At 49.5% G+C, this 19,020-nt stretch carries 18 protein-coding genes and 1 CRISPR repeat array; of the genes, 1 reads left to right on the plus strand and 17 read right to left on the minus strand.

The window, feature by feature from the left end; all coding sequences use genetic code 11:
- The first annotated feature begins 135 nt into the window (after nt 1-135).
- Nucleotides 136-1,440, plus strand: coding sequence for a DUF3422 family protein (locus V7051_RS00850; protein ID WP_333872986.1), 1,305 nt, complete (start codon nt 136-138; stop codon nt 1,438-1,440).
- 47 nt (nt 1,441-1,487) lie between these two features.
- Nucleotides 1,488-6,214: a CRISPR direct-repeat array (repeat unit 29 nt; unit sequence CGGTTCATCCCCACGGCTGTGGGGAACAC).
- Between the two features lie 85 nt (nt 6,215-6,299).
- Here the strand turns inward: V7051_RS00850 and cas2e are convergent.
- The 17 genes from cas2e to V7051_RS00935 form a co-directional block, all read right to left on the minus strand.
- The gene (gene cas2e, locus V7051_RS00855; protein ID WP_333872987.1) at nt 6,300-6,605 is read right to left on the minus strand and encodes a type I-E CRISPR-associated endoribonuclease Cas2e; all 306 of its coding nucleotides are present in this window, start codon (nt 6,603-6,605) and stop codon (nt 6,300-6,302) included.
- Nucleotides 6,586-7,497 (minus strand): type I-E CRISPR-associated endonuclease Cas1e, encoded by a 912-nt coding sequence (cas1e, locus tag V7051_RS00860; protein WP_333872988.1) that lies wholly within the window; start codon nt 7,495-7,497, stop codon nt 6,586-6,588. Before cas1e ends, cas2e begins: the two co-directional genes overlap by 20 nt.
- A gap of 2 nt (nt 7,498-7,499) precedes the next feature.
- Nucleotides 7,500-7,919, minus strand: a complete 420-nt coding sequence (locus V7051_RS00865) for a type II toxin-antitoxin system VapC family toxin (RefSeq protein ID WP_333872989.1) — start codon at nt 7,917-7,919, stop codon at nt 7,500-7,502.
- Nucleotides 7,906-8,262 (minus strand): hypothetical protein, encoded by a 357-nt coding sequence (locus V7051_RS00870; RefSeq protein ID WP_333872990.1) that lies wholly within the window; start codon nt 8,260-8,262, stop codon nt 7,906-7,908. Before V7051_RS00870 ends, V7051_RS00865 begins: the two co-directional genes overlap by 14 nt.
- 45 nt (nt 8,263-8,307) lie before the next feature.
- Entirely contained in the window at nt 8,308-8,634 is a 327-nt protein-coding gene (locus V7051_RS00875) for a type II toxin-antitoxin system RelE/ParE family toxin (protein ID WP_333872991.1), read from the minus strand.
- On the minus strand, nt 8,631-8,906 hold the full coding sequence (locus V7051_RS00880) for a type II toxin-antitoxin system Phd/YefM family antitoxin (RefSeq protein ID WP_333872992.1): 276 nt from the start codon (nt 8,904-8,906) through the stop codon (nt 8,631-8,633). Before V7051_RS00880 ends, V7051_RS00875 begins: the two co-directional genes overlap by 4 nt.
- 53 nt (nt 8,907-8,959) lie before the next feature.
- Nucleotides 8,960-9,034 (minus strand): type I-E CRISPR-associated protein Cas6/Cse3/CasE, encoded by a 75-nt coding sequence (locus tag V7051_RS00885; RefSeq protein WP_333873015.1) that lies wholly within the window; start codon nt 9,032-9,034, stop codon nt 8,960-8,962.
- A 15-nt stretch (nt 9,035-9,049) separates the two neighbouring features.
- Nucleotides 9,050-9,286, minus strand: a complete 237-nt coding sequence (locus V7051_RS00890; protein WP_333872993.1) for a DUF2442 domain-containing protein — start codon at nt 9,284-9,286, stop codon at nt 9,050-9,052.
- Nucleotides 9,287-9,339: 53 nt separating this feature from the next.
- Nucleotides 9,340-10,218: a type I-E CRISPR-associated protein Cas6/Cse3/CasE gene (cas6e, locus tag V7051_RS00895; RefSeq protein WP_333872994.1), complete on the minus strand. Its 879-nt coding sequence runs from the start codon at nt 10,216-10,218 to the stop codon at nt 9,340-9,342.
- On the minus strand, nt 10,218-10,997 hold the full coding sequence (gene cas5e / locus V7051_RS00900) for a type I-E CRISPR-associated protein Cas5/CasD (RefSeq protein WP_333872995.1): 780 nt from the start codon (nt 10,995-10,997) through the stop codon (nt 10,218-10,220). The genes cas6e and cas5e overlap by 1 nt, the downstream gene beginning before the upstream one ends.
- An 11-nt stretch (nt 10,998-11,008) precedes the next feature.
- On the minus strand, nt 11,009-12,073 hold the full coding sequence (gene cas7e, locus V7051_RS00905) for a type I-E CRISPR-associated protein Cas7/Cse4/CasC (protein ID WP_333872996.1): 1,065 nt from the start codon (nt 12,071-12,073) through the stop codon (nt 11,009-11,011).
- Nucleotides 12,074-12,084: 11 nt separating this feature from the next.
- Nucleotides 12,085-12,687, minus strand: coding sequence for a type I-E CRISPR-associated protein Cse2/CasB (gene casB, locus V7051_RS00910; RefSeq protein WP_333872997.1), 603 nt, complete (start codon nt 12,685-12,687; stop codon nt 12,085-12,087).
- Nucleotides 12,684-14,261, minus strand: coding sequence for a type I-E CRISPR-associated protein Cse1/CasA (casA, locus tag V7051_RS00915; RefSeq protein ID WP_333872998.1), 1,578 nt, complete (start codon nt 14,259-14,261; stop codon nt 12,684-12,686). Before casA ends, casB begins: the two co-directional genes overlap by 4 nt.
- Before the next feature lie 30 nt (nt 14,262-14,291).
- Nucleotides 14,292-14,498 carry a type II toxin-antitoxin system HicA family toxin gene (locus V7051_RS00920; protein ID WP_333872999.1) on the minus strand — a complete coding sequence of 69 codons (207 nt, stop codon included), beginning with the start codon at nt 14,496-14,498 and terminating at the stop codon, nt 14,292-14,294.
- Complete coding sequence (locus tag V7051_RS00925; protein ID WP_333873000.1) at nt 14,495-14,698, minus strand: type II toxin-antitoxin system HicB family antitoxin; 204 nt, start codon at nt 14,696-14,698, stop codon at nt 14,495-14,497. Before V7051_RS00925 ends, V7051_RS00920 begins: the two co-directional genes overlap by 4 nt.
- Before the next feature lie 386 nt (nt 14,699-15,084).
- Nucleotides 15,085-17,778 carry a CRISPR-associated helicase Cas3' gene (cas3, locus tag V7051_RS00930; RefSeq protein WP_333873001.1) on the minus strand — a complete coding sequence of 898 codons (2,694 nt, stop codon included), beginning with the start codon at nt 17,776-17,778 and terminating at the stop codon, nt 15,085-15,087.
- Between the two features lie 69 nt (nt 17,779-17,847).
- The gene (locus V7051_RS00935; RefSeq protein WP_333873002.1) at nt 17,848-18,825 is read right to left on the minus strand and encodes a helix-turn-helix transcriptional regulator; all 978 of its coding nucleotides are present in this window, start codon (nt 18,823-18,825) and stop codon (nt 17,848-17,850) included.
- Between the last annotated feature and the right edge of the window lie 195 nt (nt 18,826-19,020).

The following is a 19,020-nucleotide window of genomic DNA, read 5'->3' on the forward strand; positions in this document are numbered from 1 at the left end:
GCTTATTTTCAAGGTAATCGAGTTTCTTTAGAAAGAATGAAAATAAGCGAGACCATCAAAGCGCCGATAATAGCCAAGCGCAACAGCGCTTTTTAGGTTAAATTGGCTCAACTCATCATTAGCAAAAAAATACCTGTGACAACTTTATTTCCCATCCCCGAAAACCACTCGCAACGATTTGTACTTCACAACGAAGTCCACGCCCGGGCTCCGTTTGTTCTCAATTTGCCTGTTAGAGCCAGCCATCTTGCGTTATTGCTGACGACCGATGAAAAATTGCAGGAGCGCAAACACTTGGCAACGCTTTGCGAAAGATTCGGTGTCGCCCCGCCTGAAAAAGACGCGGATCACTTTAGCGCCACCTTTAATTCCTTTCAGATACGTTGGGAACAACACGGCGAATTCAGTACCTACAGCTTTTATGTACAGGATACGCCGAAAGATCCTTTTGCAGATTCCGTGCTGAAAAAAGTGCCGGTGGATTGGATGGCGCAATTAACCGGCCAGCTCATAGTTGCGGCCCACGCCACCATCGTCTCCGCTGCCGATATTAATTATGACGAGAATGCCGACCTGGCCGCGCTCTCGACTTACTTTGCCAACAACGCAGTCATCGGCTCCAAAGTAACCGGCGGCGCCGCCTCGGTCTTTACCGATTTTCGCATTCATGTTGATGGTTTCAGCCGTTTTTTAATCATTAACCATGGTTTAAGAAAGGAACAGGCCGGACGCCTATTGCAACGGCTGTTTGAGATTGAAGTGTACCGGATCTTGGCGTTGCTGGCGTTTCCGATCGCGCGCAAACTGTATCCGGCGCTCAATAAGTCCGACCGGCAACTGTATAGCATCACCAACGCAATGACGCTGCCGGGCCATAATGACGGCGAATTATTGGATGAGCTAACCACACTGGCCGCTGAAGTCGAAAATTACATCTCCAGCAACCACTTTCGCTTTGCGGCCGCCAGCGCCTATTATCAATTGGTCGAACAACGGGTAAACGATTTACGCGAAGTTCGAATCCAGGGCATTCAAACTTTGGGTGAATTTATTAAACGACGGCTGGAACCGGCGATTAATACCTGCGACTCAATCTCTCATCGTTTTACCCTGCTTTCCGAGCGCGTCAGTAACGCCAGCCAATTACTACGCACGCGTGTTGACATTATTATTGAGCGGCAAAACCAGGGCTTGCTCACGTCAATGGACTTACGCGCAAAAATGCAATTGCGTATGCAACAAATGGTCGAAGGCATCTCGATGGTCGCCATTACCTATTATGCGGCCAGCCTTATCGGCAAAATAGCCGAAGCGCTGCATGTTATCGGCTGGAAAGTTAACCCGGAAATCATTGAAGGTATCTCCATTCCGTTTATTTTGATAATTATCGCAATTAGCATTAAACGGATTCATAAAATCATTGCTAATACGACCGAATAACGCGTGTAGGAAGCTTGTTGAAAAAATCTTAATGCCATTGATGGCGGCGGTTTATCCCCACAGGTGTGGGGAACACAGGTGGTGCAAACTCCGCCCTAATCGATCCAACGGTTCATCCCCACGGCTATGGGGAACACTGTACTTACCTCTAATCTACCTGCCATTTGTACGGTTCATCCCCACGGGTGTGGGGAACACACTGGACTGATCGAAAGATGGGCGGACTCTTGCGGTTCATCCCCACGGCTGTGGGGAACACAGTTTTATTGAAAACTCTGTTAAGTAGTAATCCGGTTCATCCCCACGGCTGTGGGGAACACTGTGCTTGGAACGCCCAAAGAAGGCAATATCGGCGGTTCATCCCCACGGCTGTGGGGAACACTGGAGCATCCTTACGGCTGGGTCGTTGTCAAACGGTTCATCCCCACGGCTGTGGGGAACACGCACTGTGCGTGTCGATAGGTTGCTCTGTCGCCGGTTCATCCCCACGGCTGTGGGGAACACCAGCTCGGTGTAGTCGTCAGTGGCGGATCTGACGGTTCATCCCCACGGCTGTGGGGAACACAACGATGCCGACGGCACTGTGCTATCGATGACCGGTTCATCCCCACGGCTGTGGGGAACACCGACCTTGTCCGCTCAGGAGGCAATGAATCAGCGGTTCATCCCCACGGCTGTGGGGAACACAGCCGTCGTCCAGCTCAGGTGTTGAGCAGCCGCGGTTCATCCCCACGGCTGTGGGGAACACATGGATATTTCTTAAACGCATTGGCAACAGTGCGGTTCATCCCCACGGCTGTGGGGAACACTATTAATATTGGCAGTAATCTCATTGCGAACCCGGTTCATCCCCACGGCTGTGGGGAACACCTTCCAATTGGTTCGCAAATCAGTGCGCGTACCGGTTCATCCCCACGGCTGTGGGGAACACAGTGCTGAGACTCTACAGGCTCCGCCTCGGTACGGTTCATCCCCACGGCTGTGGGGAACACGTATTTAAAAGCATGGGGAGTACTATGCTGGGCCGGTTCATCCCCACGGCTGTGGGGAACACACCGGTAATTATGTCGCGCTCATCGCCCTTGGCGGTTCATCCCCACGGCTGTGGGGAACACCCAATATCAGATGCCTGTATTACGATATAAGGCGGTTCATCCCCACGGCTGTGGGGAACACATCTAGAGTGTCTTTGATCGACTGAGCGGAATCGGTTCATCCCCACGGCTGTGGGGAACACTGGCGTATTGTTGCGCTTGCTTCGCTGAGCTGCGGTTCATCCCCACGGCTGTGGGGAACACCTATGCAAGGGCGTGTTCTGGACGCTAACCGGCGGTTCATCCCCACGGCTGTGGGGAACACTAAGCTATCACCGTTGAGCTGCAAAAAATAGGCGGTTCATCCCCACGGCTGTGGGGAACACTCAAATCCACTGTGCACCTTGCCGTAGCTATGCGGTTCATCCCCACGGCTGTGGGGAACACGTGGATTGCGCGGAGTTATTGCCACGCTGGGCCGGTTCATCCCCACGGCTGTGGGGAACACAAATCCCCGGCAAACGCTTCGTCAGGAACACCTGGTTCATCCCCACGGCTGTGGGGAACACATGTTGGTCTGACCCGCGACGCGCGCGTTGTCCGGTTCATCCCCACGGCTGTGGGGAACACACCGATTATCCGTGCTGCTCTGGTGCAACAACCGGTTCATCCCCACGGCTGTGGGGAACACGCCCGGCCAATCAACCACGAATTTTTCAATGGCGGTTCATCCCCACGGCTGTGGGGAACACGAAAAATCAGGACCGGAAGAAGTTAGTTTAGCCGGTTCATCCCCACGGCTGTGGGGAACACGCATCTTCGCACTTTTGGCGGATTGACATCATCGGTTCATCCCCACGGCTGTGGGGAACACGCCTTAGTTCAGCGTTATGCGCCTGCTTGTCGCGGTTCATCCCCACGGCTGTGGGGAACACGTGTTGTATTGGTTTATTCATTAGTTAATTTCCGGTTCATCCCCACGGCTGTGGGGAACACGAGGCTGTCACCGTCGAGCTGCAAGAAATAAGCGGTTCATCCCCACGGCTGTGGGGAACACGGAATAAGTGTGGCGACAAAGTGCTGAAAGGCCGGTTCATCCCCACGGCTGTGGGGAACACTTTAGGTGCGAATTGCCCGATTATGATAAGCTCGGTTCATCCCCACGGCTGTGGGGAACACTTAATAGGGATGATAAAGAAAGAACCTATGCACGGTTCATCCCCACGGCTGTGGGGAACACGGTTGTTTGTTTTGAAACTGGAGCAATCACAACGGTTCATCCCCACGGCTGTGGGGAACACAAATTGGCAACTAAATACATAACTGCCTTGGTCGGTTCATCCCCACGGCTGTGGGGAACACGCGCTGCAATTGCTGGTTTAAAAGCTCAGTTGCGGTTCATCCCCACGGCTGTGGGGAACACTCGCGTTCCCTGTTCCAGCGCATGACGATATGCGGTTCATCCCCACGGCTGTGGGGAACACTTTTGCCACGCGGCGTAACAAGCAGCGTATACCGGTTCATCCCCACGGCTGTGGGGAACACCTTATCGTCAACATCAATTTTTTCTCGGCGCACGGTTCATCCCCACGGCTGTGGGGAACACGGACTCGGAATTAGCGAGGCAAAATTAAGAGGCGGTTCATCCCCACGGCTGTGGGGAACACATAAGTTTTACAGGCTTGCTCGTCGGCACCTACGGTTCATCCCCACGGCTGTGGGGAACACAACATTTCTCAGCGCAAGGACGCGCACCCTAACGGTTCATCCCCACGGCTGTGGGGAACACGCAACCGGGCGAACCGCCGACGCATTTCAGGGTGGTTCATCCCCACGGCTGTGGGGAACACATCATCCGCTGTTTCGTTTCTGCATAATTCGGCGGTTCATCCCCACGGCTGTGGGGAACACGGAAATTTGAAACATCAAAAGAAAAACATTCCCGGTTCATCCCCACGGCTGTGGGGAACACTGAAATGGCTAGAAATAAACGACATTAAGAAGCGGTTCATCCCCACGGCTGTGGGGAACACCATCAAGAAAGACTCGGTAAACTCGCCTCAAGCGGTTCATCCCCACGGCTGTGGGGAACACAATTACGCCTAAATCATCATCCTCGACTATTGCGGTTCATCCCCACGGCTGTGGGGAACACTTTGTGCGTATCCATTTGGCCCCACCAAGTGCCGGTTCATCCCCACGGCTGTGGGGAACACACATCATCAGGAGACTGGTACATGATCGCTCGCGGTTCATCCCCACGGCTGTGGGGAACACTTTGTGCGTATCCATTTGGCCCCACCAAGTGCCGGTTCATCCCCACGGCTGTGGGGAACACGTGTTAATGCAGGCCCTCCCAAAGTAATTGAGCGGTTCATCCCCACGGCTGTGGGGAACACCTTTATTGCGCACTTCGCCGCATCGTCATAAGCGGTTCATCCCCACGGCTGTGGGGAACACTCGTCGTCCCACCAGTAAAATACAGCCCGATACGGTTCATCCCCACGGCTGTGGGGAACACGCTAACTCTAACTGCTTGCCCTTATCCCAAAACGGTTCATCCCCACGGCTGTGGGGAACACACCACTCCAAACTCTATCGAATTCGAGAGAGGCGGTTCATCCCCACGGCTGTGGGGAACACGGCTTGAAATTGAAATATCATCTGCAAATATTCGGTTCATCCCCACGGCTGTGGGGAACACTAGTGATCTGGCTTGCGGCTTTAGGTCGTGGACGGTTCATCCCCACGGCTGTGGGGAACACATGGAACGGGTAACCCGCTTTCTTTGGAAAAACGGTTCATCCCCACGGCTGTGGGGAACACCCCTGGTTGATGCCTGTACTAATCCGTAGGAGCGGTTCATCCCCACGGCTGTGGGGAACACACCACTCCAAACTCTATCGAATTCGAGAGAGGCGGTTCATCCCCACGGCTGTGGGGAACACTCGGCTGTTTAACCCCGTTTACTGTTAATCCGCGGTTCATCCCCACGGCTGTGGGGAACACTAAATTGGTTGCCGTTTATCCTCGTGATGTTGCGGTTCATCCCCACGGCTGTGGGGAACACTGATTTCTATCGGTGCTGTTTTTCCGGTAATGCGGTTCATCCCCACGGCTGTGGGGAACACCCATTGACAACATCCAAGTGGTCACCCCTCAGCGGTTCATCCCCACGGCTGTGGGGAACACTTTATAAATTTGTCTCAGAAAAACATCACTGCCGGTTCATCCCCACGGCTGTGGGGAACACATTTATGCCGCTTCTTTGATAAAAAATGGCGGCGGTTCATCCCCACGGCTGTGGGGAACACCCGCCGCTGTGATCGCCAGTTTTGCCGCTCGCCGGTTCATCCCCACGGCTGTGGGGAACACCGGAAACGGGCGTTCATCATTAATAAATATTGCGGTTCATCCCCACGGCTGTGGGGAACACACCGTCCCCGGCTGGGGTATCAACGACAAAGCCGGTTCATCCCCACGGCTGTGGGGAACACGAAAAGATGCGCAATTCAGCGCGAAGTTTGCCGGTTCATCCCCACGGCTGTGGGGAACACCCGTTCCCCGTCATTTCCGTGATTGAGTTGCGCGGTTCATCCCCACGGCTGTGGGGAACACTACAGGCAGCTTTAGCCGGGCGAGCACGGCGACGGTTCATCCCCACGGCTGTGGGGAACACCCGCTTTTGATTTAAACGTTCACGTTAGAGGGCGGTTCATCCCCACGGCTGTGGGGAACACACTGATCATAACATACTGTTACTAAAGCGAAATAATCACTTCCGTTTTTCCACCGAAAAAACAGCCGTTTTTTACCATTAAATTGTTAAAGAGCTTCTTTATCCTTTTGGTCTTCAACCGGATAAAAAGAAACCAGTTTGAGTCCGTCAAACTCGACCGGCAAACGGCGATTTTCGCCTAGCGTCAGAAAATCAAATCCCGATTCGGTATTGGTGCTCCAGGTCATAATTGCATTGCCTTCTTCAATACCGTCTACAATTTGCGCCCAGATCATCTCCCTGACTTTGGCCGATAAATCGCCGACATAAACGCCCGCCCGAATCTCAATCAGCCAAACGGCCAATCGCCCTCTTAACCGGTGCGGGACGTTTTCAACTACGATGACCAACATCGCCGATACTCTCAGGATTGGGAATGGCCGGTGCGATATTCTCTTCGGCAGGCGTCGGCAGTTCAAGCTCACCGGCGGCCAGGACTTCTTCTATCGTAGGGATGATTTTTTTGAGTATTTTAGTTTGCCGGAAAATATCGCGGCACATCAGGCGCACTTCCCGTTCCGGGTTGTGGTAGTTTTTGGCGGCGATTTTAAAAGCATGAGGAATGATGTCGTCAAACTTGAACAAATCGGCGATGTCGTAGACGAACGATAAAGGTTTACCGGTATGAATAAAGCCGATGGCCGGCGCGTAGCCTGCCGCCAGCACCGCCGCTTCGCTGATGCCGTACAAGCAGGCCGTCGCCGAACTGATGCAGCGGTTCGGCATATCGCCGTTATCCCAGTCGGTTTGGTCGTATCTACGGCCTTTCCATTCCACACCGGCCTGTTTGGCTAATAGCTGGTAGATTTTTTTCACCCGAGCGCCTTCTATACCGCGCAATTGTTCGACGCTACGCCGTTCCGGCGGCTTTTCGCCGAAACGGATTTCGTACATTTTGCGCACCACTTTTAAGCGCGCCGCATCGTCCAATGCCAATTTGGCCTGATACAACAAGCGGTCCGAACGCGCCCCGCCCGGCTGGCCGGACGCATAGACCCGCACTCCGGCTTCTCCGACCCAAACCAGCAAGGTCCCCGCCCTTGCCGCCAATGCTACGGCGTGATGGGAAACGCGGGTGCCCGGCTCCAGCATGATGCAGGCGATGCTGCCGACCGGAATATGGGTGCGGATGCCGGTTTCGTCGATGACGACGAAAGCGCCGTCTTTAACATCGACTTGGCCTTTTTCGATAAAGACCATGGAGACGCGTTCTTTCATGGTGATGGGTTTTAAGGGTGGAAGCATGATTATTCCGGCAATAACAGATTTTGGAATGGTTTATGGTTTTTCCAGCGATAGGTTTTGAAATCGCGTTGATCGGTTGAGAGTATGCGGCCGTGGCCTAACTTTTCGGCCAGAATGACTAATGAGGCATCGGCCAAGTCCATAGGGAGATCGGCGTATTTGTGCATTAACCGTTGAACCAGGGGTAAATGCAGGGTTTCGATGGCAAAAATAGCAATCTCATTATCTTGCAGCATTTTAATAAAATGACTTGCAGAGGTAGCCCCCAGCTCCCTTTGTAGCAGATGGCATGTTTCTGTAATCACCGGCCAAGTGGTGATCGGGTCTTCTGTAAGCGATTTGCCTACACTGACTGCCTGTTGATGGTATTTATCTTTGGGGTTAGCCAAAGCACACCAATATCCTGTATCAATCAAGACCATGTTTTTCCTTTAATCCCTGATACAGATAATCTTTATAGTTGGCAGACAAATCTTCCGGTCCTTCGGCACAGCCAACAAAATCGCTTTCAAGCAATGCTTTTAACTTGCTTCCCGGTTTATTTTGTTGCCTTAATTGTTGGGCGCGTTCTTCCAGCAAATCTTTAATAATCTGGGTAACGTTTTCGCCTGTAACCTGCTTAATAAACTCTAAATTTTTTTCGCTATGCTCATCGAGCCGTGCATTAATTCTCATAACATCACCTCTTGTATGACTTGTCATACACACTATAGCACCACACTCTGACCAACGATAACAACCCGCAGCTGAAGGCTTTATGTTCAAAGCCCATACTCGACTCGACTTCCCAGTCTCAAAACAGCCCCAAACTCAAACACGCAAAATACGCTGCATAAGCAGGGTTTGCATATCGCGCCGTCCATCGAGTATTGCATGAACCACGATCTTATCGGCAAATGTTTCGTAAATAATCCGGTAAAGCTTTTCAATCACCTGCCGATACTGCCGAATCCCCAGAGACAACAATTCCTTGGGGATGCTGCCTCTATCGGGAAACTCAGCTAAGTTGTTTATCGCTGTCTCCAAACTATCGATGATCTTGCTCGCAACGCGATCACTGACTTCCACAAGGTAATAATCATTAATATCCAGCAAATCAGCCAGCGCCGGTTCCGAGAGAACAACCTCCAGCGTCATGCCAAACCGCGCCGCGCCCGCAATTGGCTAAACGCATCCGCACTGGAGACGGTTTTTCCTAAACCGACCGCTTGCTGGCTTTGCGCCAGCATTTTCAACAATGCCAAGGTTTCCTGCATGCGCTCATACTCGGCAACGGACTGAACCACCATAGTGGCTTCGCCGTTTTGAGTAATAATCATCGCTTGGCCGGAATCTTTTAATTCCAAAGCAACCTGCGCGGCATTAGCCTTGAGATAGCTAATCGGTTTAATGTTTTTTGATAGATTCATAGTATTCTCGCGCATTTTACAAAAACCTAAATATAAACCAAATTCGGTTTAATTTAAATCCTTGCTAAAGAAAGCAGGCCGCAACCGAAGGCTTTGGCAGGGCCTATGCCGTATTTGACTTGCTCAATAAACTCATCTGACTATCACTTTAATAACGCATGTAAAAACTCAGGGGCCAAATCCGCTCCGTTAGGCCAGACCACGGTAGCCAATTCTTTATCCAATTTAGCCTGGCTGAATAAAGTCAGGTCCCTAAGTGGATCAAACAAAGCTCCGCACAGTTCGCCGTCTAAATTGACGACGCCTTCCGAATCATCTTTGAACCTTAGCCACAATTGATAATCATGCAAATATTTAACACTTGTTACCTGTAAAATCATTCAAATACCCAACGAAAACAATCCAGAAATTAACGCTTGGGAGTTGGACGCATTTATCCGCATCGCCGTATCAACAGTAAACCACAGCCAAAGGCCTTTGATCGCCCAATACCGGCAAACAAAGCTTCCTTGAATTTCTCCATATCGGTTATTTGCAGTTCCCCGGTAAAATCGACCGAGCTGAAACCTGCTTTATCGCCTTTACCCCCTTTTGCTGACAAACCATGCCATTGATAAGCACTGTTTTGCAGCTTGCTTAAATTGTTGTCATCAGCTACCAGCTTGAATCCCAGACGTTCGCCCTGCTTAATGAACCAGTGTTCAAGAGTTCTATCGACACCGGCTTTTAGCGCCCATTCCAAATGGTCAGAAAGCAGCCCTCCCTGTTGTAAACGTTCAGCATAAAGAGGATTAATTTTCAGTATTTCGGTAAGCTGTTGGCTGAATGCTTCTCCTCCCTTTTCTAGCAGTAATCTTTTGTAAGCGCTCTTTTCCTGTTTGGCCGACAACTCGGTTTCAAGATTTAACTCCTTAACCAACAATTGTAAAAGCTGCTGCTGCGCATCCATGACTACATCATGTTTTTTGCCTAATCTTGTCACGACAGGATTGGCTCGCAGTTCAAATGTAAAGCGTTGCCCGGTTTTCAATTGCGGTTGATAGTCTTTCGAATCAACGTTGAATAATGAGTCATCAGTTTCGATCGGTTTGGTTTGCGACACCAGATAATAAATCGGTTCGCCGTGTACAGCAGGCAACGCGCCCAACTGCTCTCGTGCGATTTCTTCGCGGTATAAAAAAGTTCTTTGCTTTTCATCAGGAAACAAGTCCCATAACAGACGATGAATACCGTAAACATTGCCTTCCAGTACTCGCCCTAATTGCGATGATTTAAAAATAGTGGGACGAATACGCACTCTGGAAAAATACATTACGCGTCTCCCGAACAGAATAGATAATGCTCTTGGCGCGGCATAAACTGCCAGCGTTTGCGAGATAACGGCTGATCATGCCGGGTGCGCGTTTGCCTCAGGGTTAAATCCAAGGTATCGGAAAAATCTTCCGGTTGCCCCTCCCAATAGTAATGGCGGTCATTCGGCCGACCCAACCAGTCATAATCACGTTTAGCCAATGTGCCATTGCTTGCTATCGACGTCGGCAACATCGGTTTATGTTGATAGGCTTTAAACGCGTCATAATAGTTCAGCTGATCGGTTATTAGCTGGGGTTGCAAGGGCGCTGCCAAAGGACAGGATTTACGTCCCAGATACAGGTGATATTTGGGTTGTAACAAAGCCGCCTGAATTTCAGCCAAGGTAAACGGTGCATCAACTAAAACACGAACTGCAACCAGCGCCAAAGCGTCAGTGCGATATTCGCGGCTGGATAAAATCGTGCCCAAACGTTCTTTGCCTAAAATCAGTTCATCCCGTCGGGTGCGATAAGTAAACTTGCCCACTGAGTCAGGTACTTGAGTGGTGTGGTAATCGCGTAGCAAATGTCCGGCAGTCAATAGCTCCACTGCCAACGCATAGCCTTGTTGCAGTTGCTGCTGCTTTTCTTCCTCGTTGCGCGCAATGCCCAACGCGGCTCCCAGCAAGCCGATAATAGCGGATTTACTGGGATAACTGGCGGTGTGGCGACTTTCACCGACGGCAATTTCACCCCAGCTTGCCATAGGTCCGTATAAACGGAATACCAGAATGTCCATAATTTACCCTTTTATTGACCGACGAAATCGAGCAGTTCAACCAACGTCCCCTGTTCTTTGGGCGCATTCAGTTCATAGCGCGTATCCGCACAGGCACCGTAGACCTTATCGAAGCTGTCTTTTTGTTTAATGATGGCCGTGATCGAATCGGCGATAAAATCTTCATTTTCACGATGGTTGATCGGCTTGAGGTAGGCGACTGACAACGAGCGAGGTTGCTGGTCGCCCTTTTCCGCCAATACATACGAGGCATAAGCGCGGGACGCAAAGCTGTTTTGCTTGCCTTCGGGAGCGACTTTAACTGCCGCTTCGGTCAAGGCGCGAATAGCTTTATTTGCCAATTCTTCATTGCCGTCCAGATTTTTAAGCAGCAATTCTCGGTTAATGCAGATGTAGGAATAGAACAAACCTGCCGCAAAGCGGGTTTCGCCAATGTGAGCCGCGCCCATATCTTCCAAGCCTTTATTAAGATCATCGACAGCGGTGAAGTAATCGTCTTCGATGACTACCGGATGGACGCTTATGGCGTGAGCCACTTGGCAAGCGGCTTCAATATTAAAAGCGGGGCTGGAAGCTAACATACGGCCGAACAGGGCAATATCCACTGCCTGTTCATTCAAGCGAAGCAGCTTAAGCTCATCAACGTCCGGCGCTCGCTGTTCGGCAATGAGTTTTTCAGTCAGCGTTTTCATCGTCTGTTGTTCGGCAGGGCTGACATGGACCAATTGCTCAATCTCAATATCTGCCAACGGTTTGTCTTTTTCCGCTTTTTTTAAAGCGCCAAATACCCCCGCTATGGCTTTCGTCCAATCTTTGGCGTCTTTTTCTTTTATCCCTCCAGCGATTAACTGGTTATAAATATCGATTCCTAATAATTTGGTGCGTATGCCTAAATGGTCACTCATTGCAGCTTGAAATAAATCCGAAGTGCGCCATGTTCTTTTCAAACATTGTGAAGAAACTCGCAAGCGGTCATAACCGCCCATCTTGGCTGTTTTTGGGCTACCTTGATCGTCACGATTCAAATTGGCAGGCGGATAAGCGGTTAATAAATGTAATTGGATAAAGCGGCTCATACAGTCTCTCCTTAGTCAGAATTTTTAGGTAAAGCAGTGAAATAATCGGTAGCCCAACGCACAGCTAAGCGGTTGGCAGGCTGTCGGTGGTCGACTTGGCGCTCAAACTCACGATGCCAATGAATAATGTCGTTGGCTAACGAGATAATATTGACGTTACCGCCCAACAATCCTATGGCTCTGATAATCCGGCGATAAAAATCATCGGTTGTTGGGCTTTTTTGTAATTGCTGAAAACGTAATTCGCTCATCGGAGCCTTGCTTTTGCCTTCCGACGGTGTTGCCAGTTGTTCGGCGAAACTAGCCGATTTCTTCGGCGCATCGGTGGCTTTGCTGTTGTATAGCTTGCTGGGCGTTTGTTTGTCAGTTTTAACATGGGACAGCGCACCAGCGATGCTGGCACTGGTCAACATCGGTTTGTTTTGCGACCACTGTGGTGACGCTTTATTCATCTTGTCTAAAAAATGAAAAAACGCATCTGTTAATAAAATATCTTCCGGACTTTCTGCTCGGCGTAACCGAGCACGGTCGCCGCGGTTATCGTCCAGCCATACATGCCAACTTTGTAACGCTTTTCTTTCCGCTGCATTTAAAAAATAGTAGTCTTCGCTCATCCGGCCGCCTCCTCTGGTTTGGCTTTTGCTTTAAGTGCTTTGAGTGTTTTATTGCCGTAAAACTTAATGCGTAAGGCGTTTTTCGCATTCACAATCCGCTTTAAATTTAGGTCTTCCGGTGTTGATGCCAAGGTTGCCGCTTCAAAAATCTGAAACATCTGTTTCCTAAGGGTTTCAAACCAGCTTGCGTAAATTTCACTCGGTGCCATCCGCGCATCCTCGGGTAGCATCGCAAGTTGTTCCAGTAACCGATAAAAACCTGTTTCTGTGGCTTGCCAAAATTGCGCGTCGATTTGGCTCATATCGCCCTTGGCGTCTTTCGGGCGATTAAACCAGGCAGATTTCACTTCTTCACGCAGCATTTTGACGGTTTCTTTGGCGGCATTAACGAACTCAGCAGCCCAATCCGTCAGATTGTTGCGTTGCATTTCGCTAAGGTAATAGATGGGGAATCTCGATTCATACCAACACCGTGCTTTCATGTTGTCCATGTCGTAGCCGAAACACCAAAGCGAAGCCCCGCTATTGTCCCGTAAGTTTTTGCCGCGCTCTTCGTTATAGAGCTGCACGATTTTTGATGCTTTATCGCCATTATCATTGTCTTGCAGGGTAAGCCCAAGCCAATGCCGATAACCTAGGCCACCTTGCTGACCTTTCAAGGATAATGGCGGATTGACCTTTTTCGGGTCGAAACGATAAGGTGTTAAAGGATGCACCCAAGCGCCTTCGTAGTTGGTGCCGTAATTTTTGGTTCGGTAGGCCTGATATAAAAGTTCTGCATGGTTGCCGCATAGATCGCAATTGGCATCCTCTATTTTTGTCGTCAAACGGATACGACGAGGCATACCCCAGTAAGCATGTAACGGATGAACTTCGCTAGGCGAGGTTATTTGTCCTTTGTCGGAAACACGGGTTTTACCTAGCCAAGGCAAGATGCTCGAATCAATTTTTTCAGCAGGCTCAAATTCTTCTTGATTCAAGACATTCAGCCAAAGCTTTTGCCATAAAGTAGTCGATGGGGCTTTTGGAAATATCAAGGTTGTCAGCGGCCCGCCGCCGCGAAGTCCGACACGATGACCAACGCCGCCGGAAGGCGCGTTGGTTTGCAATGTAAATAAAGCTGTTGCGGTACAACTAGGGCAAAGCTGATTCGCCCTATCGCGTTTGACGAAGTGATCGAGATTATCTTTAAGTGTTTTTCCGCCCGGTGATTCGATCAATAATGCCGAAATCGCTTTGGTTTCTCCATCGGGCAAATCGAAATCCTGCAAAAATGCAGGGCCGTCGATAGCATCTAACTCGAACGCAAACGCCACTTTCTCAAAACCTGCCTGCAATGCTTCAGGCTCTGGTATTTCCTGCCAATGCTCCAACCATTGCTCCTCATCTTCCGGTGAAAAACAAGTTTGCAGCAAACCGATTAACAACTGGTACAAAGCGCCCTGGAAATCCGGTCTTGGCGCATTGATTTCAATAACAGGATTATCCGCGTCAACAATTTGCCAGGGAACGATAGTGTCCGGTAGTCCATTTTGACGAATGACCGGTATCCAGCGATCGGTGATTAAATTCATGTCTTCTCCTTGGCTTTCGCAAGCCGTCTATTACAATTCGGATTCGTCGATGTCGGCCATTTTCATAATCTGCTTCTGCAAACCGATTTTTAATGCATTGTCGCCATGTACCGGGACGGAAATGCGAAGATTGCAATCTGATTTGGCGTAAATATGATGGCTGCCGTTGATGCGCTTTAATTCCCAGCCTCTGATTTCCAACAGTCGACAAAGCCTTTTGCCGCTGACCGACTTCACACGGCTATCTCCATGATTCGGTCGTTTCCGGTTATAGTTGCTTCATCAATATCAACGGCCAAGCAACCTTCTACCGCTTCGTAAATATTGCCCAGCAATTCATCGAAGGTATCGCCTTGCGTTACGCATCCGGGTATTGACGGCACTTCCGCCCAAAAACCGCCTTCTTCTGCTTCGTGTACGATTACTTTAAGTTTCATTGTTGGTTCCTATATCTAAATACATCAATTCATTTCCACCAAATTCGTGTTACCAGCTCCTAAGTTTTCTTAACAATTTACATTTTCAGTGCCAGAATAATTGCTAACACTAGTGCCAAACCGATAACAGCTAACGGTGCCGGCGAAAAAGAGTTAATTGCATCGATAATCCCCTTAATTTGATCCACGTTAAATCCTCATTGCTGTTTTGACAGGACAATGATAATTTCAAATCAAAAATAAGTAAACGATAAAGATAAGATTCTATCTCTTTCTAAAAAATTTAAAATCACTTAAACTATACATTCCCCACACCCGTGGGGATGAACCGATTCTATCTCTTTCTTGATAGAATAAATTAATTCGTTCCCCACACCCGTGGGGATTTACCCTATAAACCCATGTTGCGGACTGTAGATGACTTGCCCCTCCTGCAACGGCAATATCTCAACCCAACGCAATGCTTTTTGCTCGGCTTTCAAGGTTTCGATCAAACTTTTCAGATTTTCCGGGATCTGCTGTTGCGCTTTTTTCCATTCGTATTCCGGTAATTTGACGGTGCTCAACGCCCAGGCATAAGGTTCCGCTTTAGCGTATGGTTTTAGTTGGCCGTTTTCTACAATCGCCAGTACTACAGAGACGGTTTCTTCTTCAGTTAAACGGGTCGGGATTCTGGTTTCCTCATCCCAGTCGCCGCTGGAACGGGTATAGCCTTTATTGAGCTTGAGCACGTTCAAATCGGCCATGCTTTTTTGCACCATGGTTTTGCTTGTCGCCTGTATAGAACCATCCAACAGCACATCCGGTATGTCCGCTTCGGCATCAAACGAATACACGCCTTCAATTAAATCTCTCGCATCATCGGGCATGGTGAATTGCCCGCGCTCAAGCAAATGTTTCGCCGTCAACCAAAGTTGTCCGATATGCGGGTAAATCGCCTGCGTTCCGGCATGATCCGGTTTCAGCCAATTTGCATCCGCATCTTCTATCGGGTGTGGTGAAAACAGGTAAAGCGTTGGTGTGCCTCGCTGGTCTTTTGCGCCTTCCTGTCTGATCCGGTTGCCTTGCGCATCCCGGACATGGCGCATCAATCTTCCCGCCCGCTGAATGATCAAATCGATAGGGGCCAAATCAGTAATCATCACGTCGAAATCCAAATCCAGAGATTGCTCAACCACTTGCGTGGCCATCAATACCTGACCTTTTCTATGTTCAGGGGTCGAGCCATCACCAAAATATTGCAGCGTGCGGTTTTCAATTTCTTGGCGGTCGATCATCGCAAAGCGGCTGTGAAACAAACTTAACCGATTTGCATCAGTACCGGCATCCATTAAATCTTGATAAGACTGTCTGGCGGCTTTTACCGTGTTACGTATCCAGCACACGCATTGTCCGGCAGCAACGGCTAGCCGAATTTTCGCCATCACTTCGTCTTCGCTGTTCAGGCGTTGAATGTTGACGGTGCGTTTTACGGCTTCACGGGTATCGATCTGTTGTTCAACGGTTGCTGCCGGGGTATGCGTGGCTAAAGGATATTCAGCCGGATCGCTCAGCGTTGGAGCAGTTTGCCCCAGGCCTTTATGAAAGGCATTGACCAAGGTTTCGCGCATAGTTTGCGGCAAGGTTGCCGATAACAAAATCACGCTGCCGCCTTGCCGGGCATGGGCTTCCAGCAAAGCATCCAGCAATTTTTGCATGTAGCTGTCATAAGCATGGACTTCGTCGACCAACAATACCTTTCGGCCCAATCCCAACAAGCGTAGCGACTGATGGCGCGCTGGCAAAACCGCTAACAAAGCTTGATCCAATGTGCCGACGCCGACATCGGCCAGTAGCGCTTTTTTACGGCTGTCGGCCAGCCATGCATTGCAGTAAGCGGTGGCGCTTAATTCCTGATCTTCCTCGTTCTTTCCATTCAGATAATCGCCGTCTGTTATCGGCTGCTTGGCTAAAACAACGGAATCCTGAAAATCCTGTGATAACTCTCGGGCACCGTGAGCCAAAATCAGCGACGGTTCACTGCCCGATTGATAAAACTTGCGATAAACATCGCCCAGTCTTTTATACATGGCATTGGCTGTCGCCATGGTGGGCAAGGCAATATATAAACCATCCGCCAAGCCTTGCGCCATCAAGCGCTGGGTCAAAATCAAGGCAGCTTCGGTTTTTCCGGCGCCGGTGACATCCTCCAGAATAAAGAGTTGCGGTTGTTCCGTGAGCGGTTCAGCGATTGCGTATTTTTGTAATGGTGTAGGTTCTTGGATAAAATCAAATAAACTTTTGACACTTTGAAATGCAGTAACTTCAGGCGTTTTCGGTAAAGCATTAACGGCATCTACCGCTTTCTTTAAAGCTATCTCACGCCAATACACATCCAAATCTTTTGGTTTATCGCAGTATTTAAAATGATCCTGATTCGAGCCTAACCAATCGGCCAATACCGCGACCCCTGCCAATTGCCAGGATACGGGTTTCAGCCGTTTCTTAAGCGCCTTATCCAGTAACGGTTTGAAATCGAAATCGCCAAGAAAAAGTGCAATAGCATCCTGTACAAATGCCATTGCCGCTTGCTCATCTTCAACTTCAAAGAAATTCCGCGTTCGTAAGTTTGTTTTGGGCGGCATGCCATGATGGCCGGTGACTATTTCCAGCCAAGGCTCTAAATGAAATAGCCATTCGTTACCTGCTGACTCATTGCTTGGCGGTTGCTCAAACAGTTTGGTTTGCAGTGTTTCTTGCCAAAGACAAAAGCCCAAACTGTCGTGTCGTTCAGAATAAGACATTCTGGGATTAGCTTTTACCAAATCGACTGACAAATCCTGCTTCAAACCCTGAAAAGCTCGGGCAAATTTACCCAGATCATGTAGCGCCAGACAGAAAACAAATAATGTTCTTAGCCATTCGGGCTCTACGTCCAATTGCTTTGCTAATTGTTTGCAAAGCGGTTTGCCGGGCGTCAATAATTGCCAGCCCACCGCCGCCACATCCAAACAATGATACGGCAACAGGTGATAGTTATTACCCCGCCTGTCATCCGAACCAGCCTTGCCCCAATATTTGTAATACAGCCTTTTTGTCATGTTTCCTTCCTAACGCTTGCTTTAATTCCCATTATCCACACTTACAACCTCATTCCGTGAGGTTGTTCTTTATTTTTTATAAATTTTTTGCATAGCCTCTATTTGCGTCCTAACACTATCAACCAAAAACTGCGGCGATTTAACTTCCACTTCGGCGCCGTGTCTGAGGATGTCCATGATCAATTCACGGCTGTCGTTGAACGGGATGCTCAGCTGGTACTTGCCGTTGTCCAGCCATTGCCCCTGTTGGTTGGGATGCCAGTTCTCATCGGCGACCCATTGGGCTCGGGCTTTGGTAAATTCCAGCATGGCGATATGTTCCGCATCCCCGCTGAAAATGCCGTAGGACGAAGTGAGGAATTGCTCCAGCTGTTTTGGGTCGGTCGACAAGGCAATTTGATCTAGTATTTTTGCTGAGCCGATGTTGTCTACGGCGAATACCCGCAGTTGATCCCGGTGATGGCAGTGGGCGGCTATATACCAGTTGTCGCGATAATAAATCAGTTGTTGCGGCGAGATTGTTCTTTGGCTTTGTGCAGCATTTTCACCTCTGGCGGTGTAGTGGATGTCGATTCGTTTGCCATTGAACAGGGCGGTGGCTATTTTTTTGAACTGGGCGTCGTCTTTTAAGCGCCGACCGATGGATAGGATTTTTATTTTCTGTGAAATATCGGCCGGGGTGTGCGGTTGTAGCTTGAACAGCTGGTTGATTCTTTGTTGCAGTTGGCTTATCTGCTGGCTGAGTATGCCGGGGCTGATGTTTTGCAAGATTTGATGACAGATCAGCAGGCCGTTCAGTTCTTCGGCACTAAACCAGAGTCCGGGCAGTTGGTAGGGCTTGTCTGCCTGTTGCAGGTCATAGTAATAGCCGTTGAGTTTCCTGTCATACTCCAGCGGCGCATCAAGGTAAGTGCGCATGTCTTCAATGTAACGCGCCGCGGTTGCCTTCGCGCATTCCAGTTCTTTCATGATGTCTGTTAACGGTATCGGGTTGCGGCGGTTAGTCAATAGTTTATGTAATTGATATATTCTGTCGAAACGGTTCATTTTATTTACTCCTGCTTGATTTGAATAAGGACGACCTTTCCGACCTCAATAATGCTGATTTAAGACGTACAAAGACATCTAAGCACACACCCTTAGCGGCTACGACAAGATTAACGGCCGGAAGCGGTCGCAGCCATGCAGTTGTGCTCACTCTTTTATCTACCTTTATTTAGGTTCAACGGTTGATAAAATTTA

Origin of the sequence: Methylobacter sp., assembly GCF_036845245.1 — a bacterium.
Taxonomy (GTDB): Bacteria; Pseudomonadota; Gammaproteobacteria; order Methylococcales; family Methylomonadaceae; genus Methylobacter_A.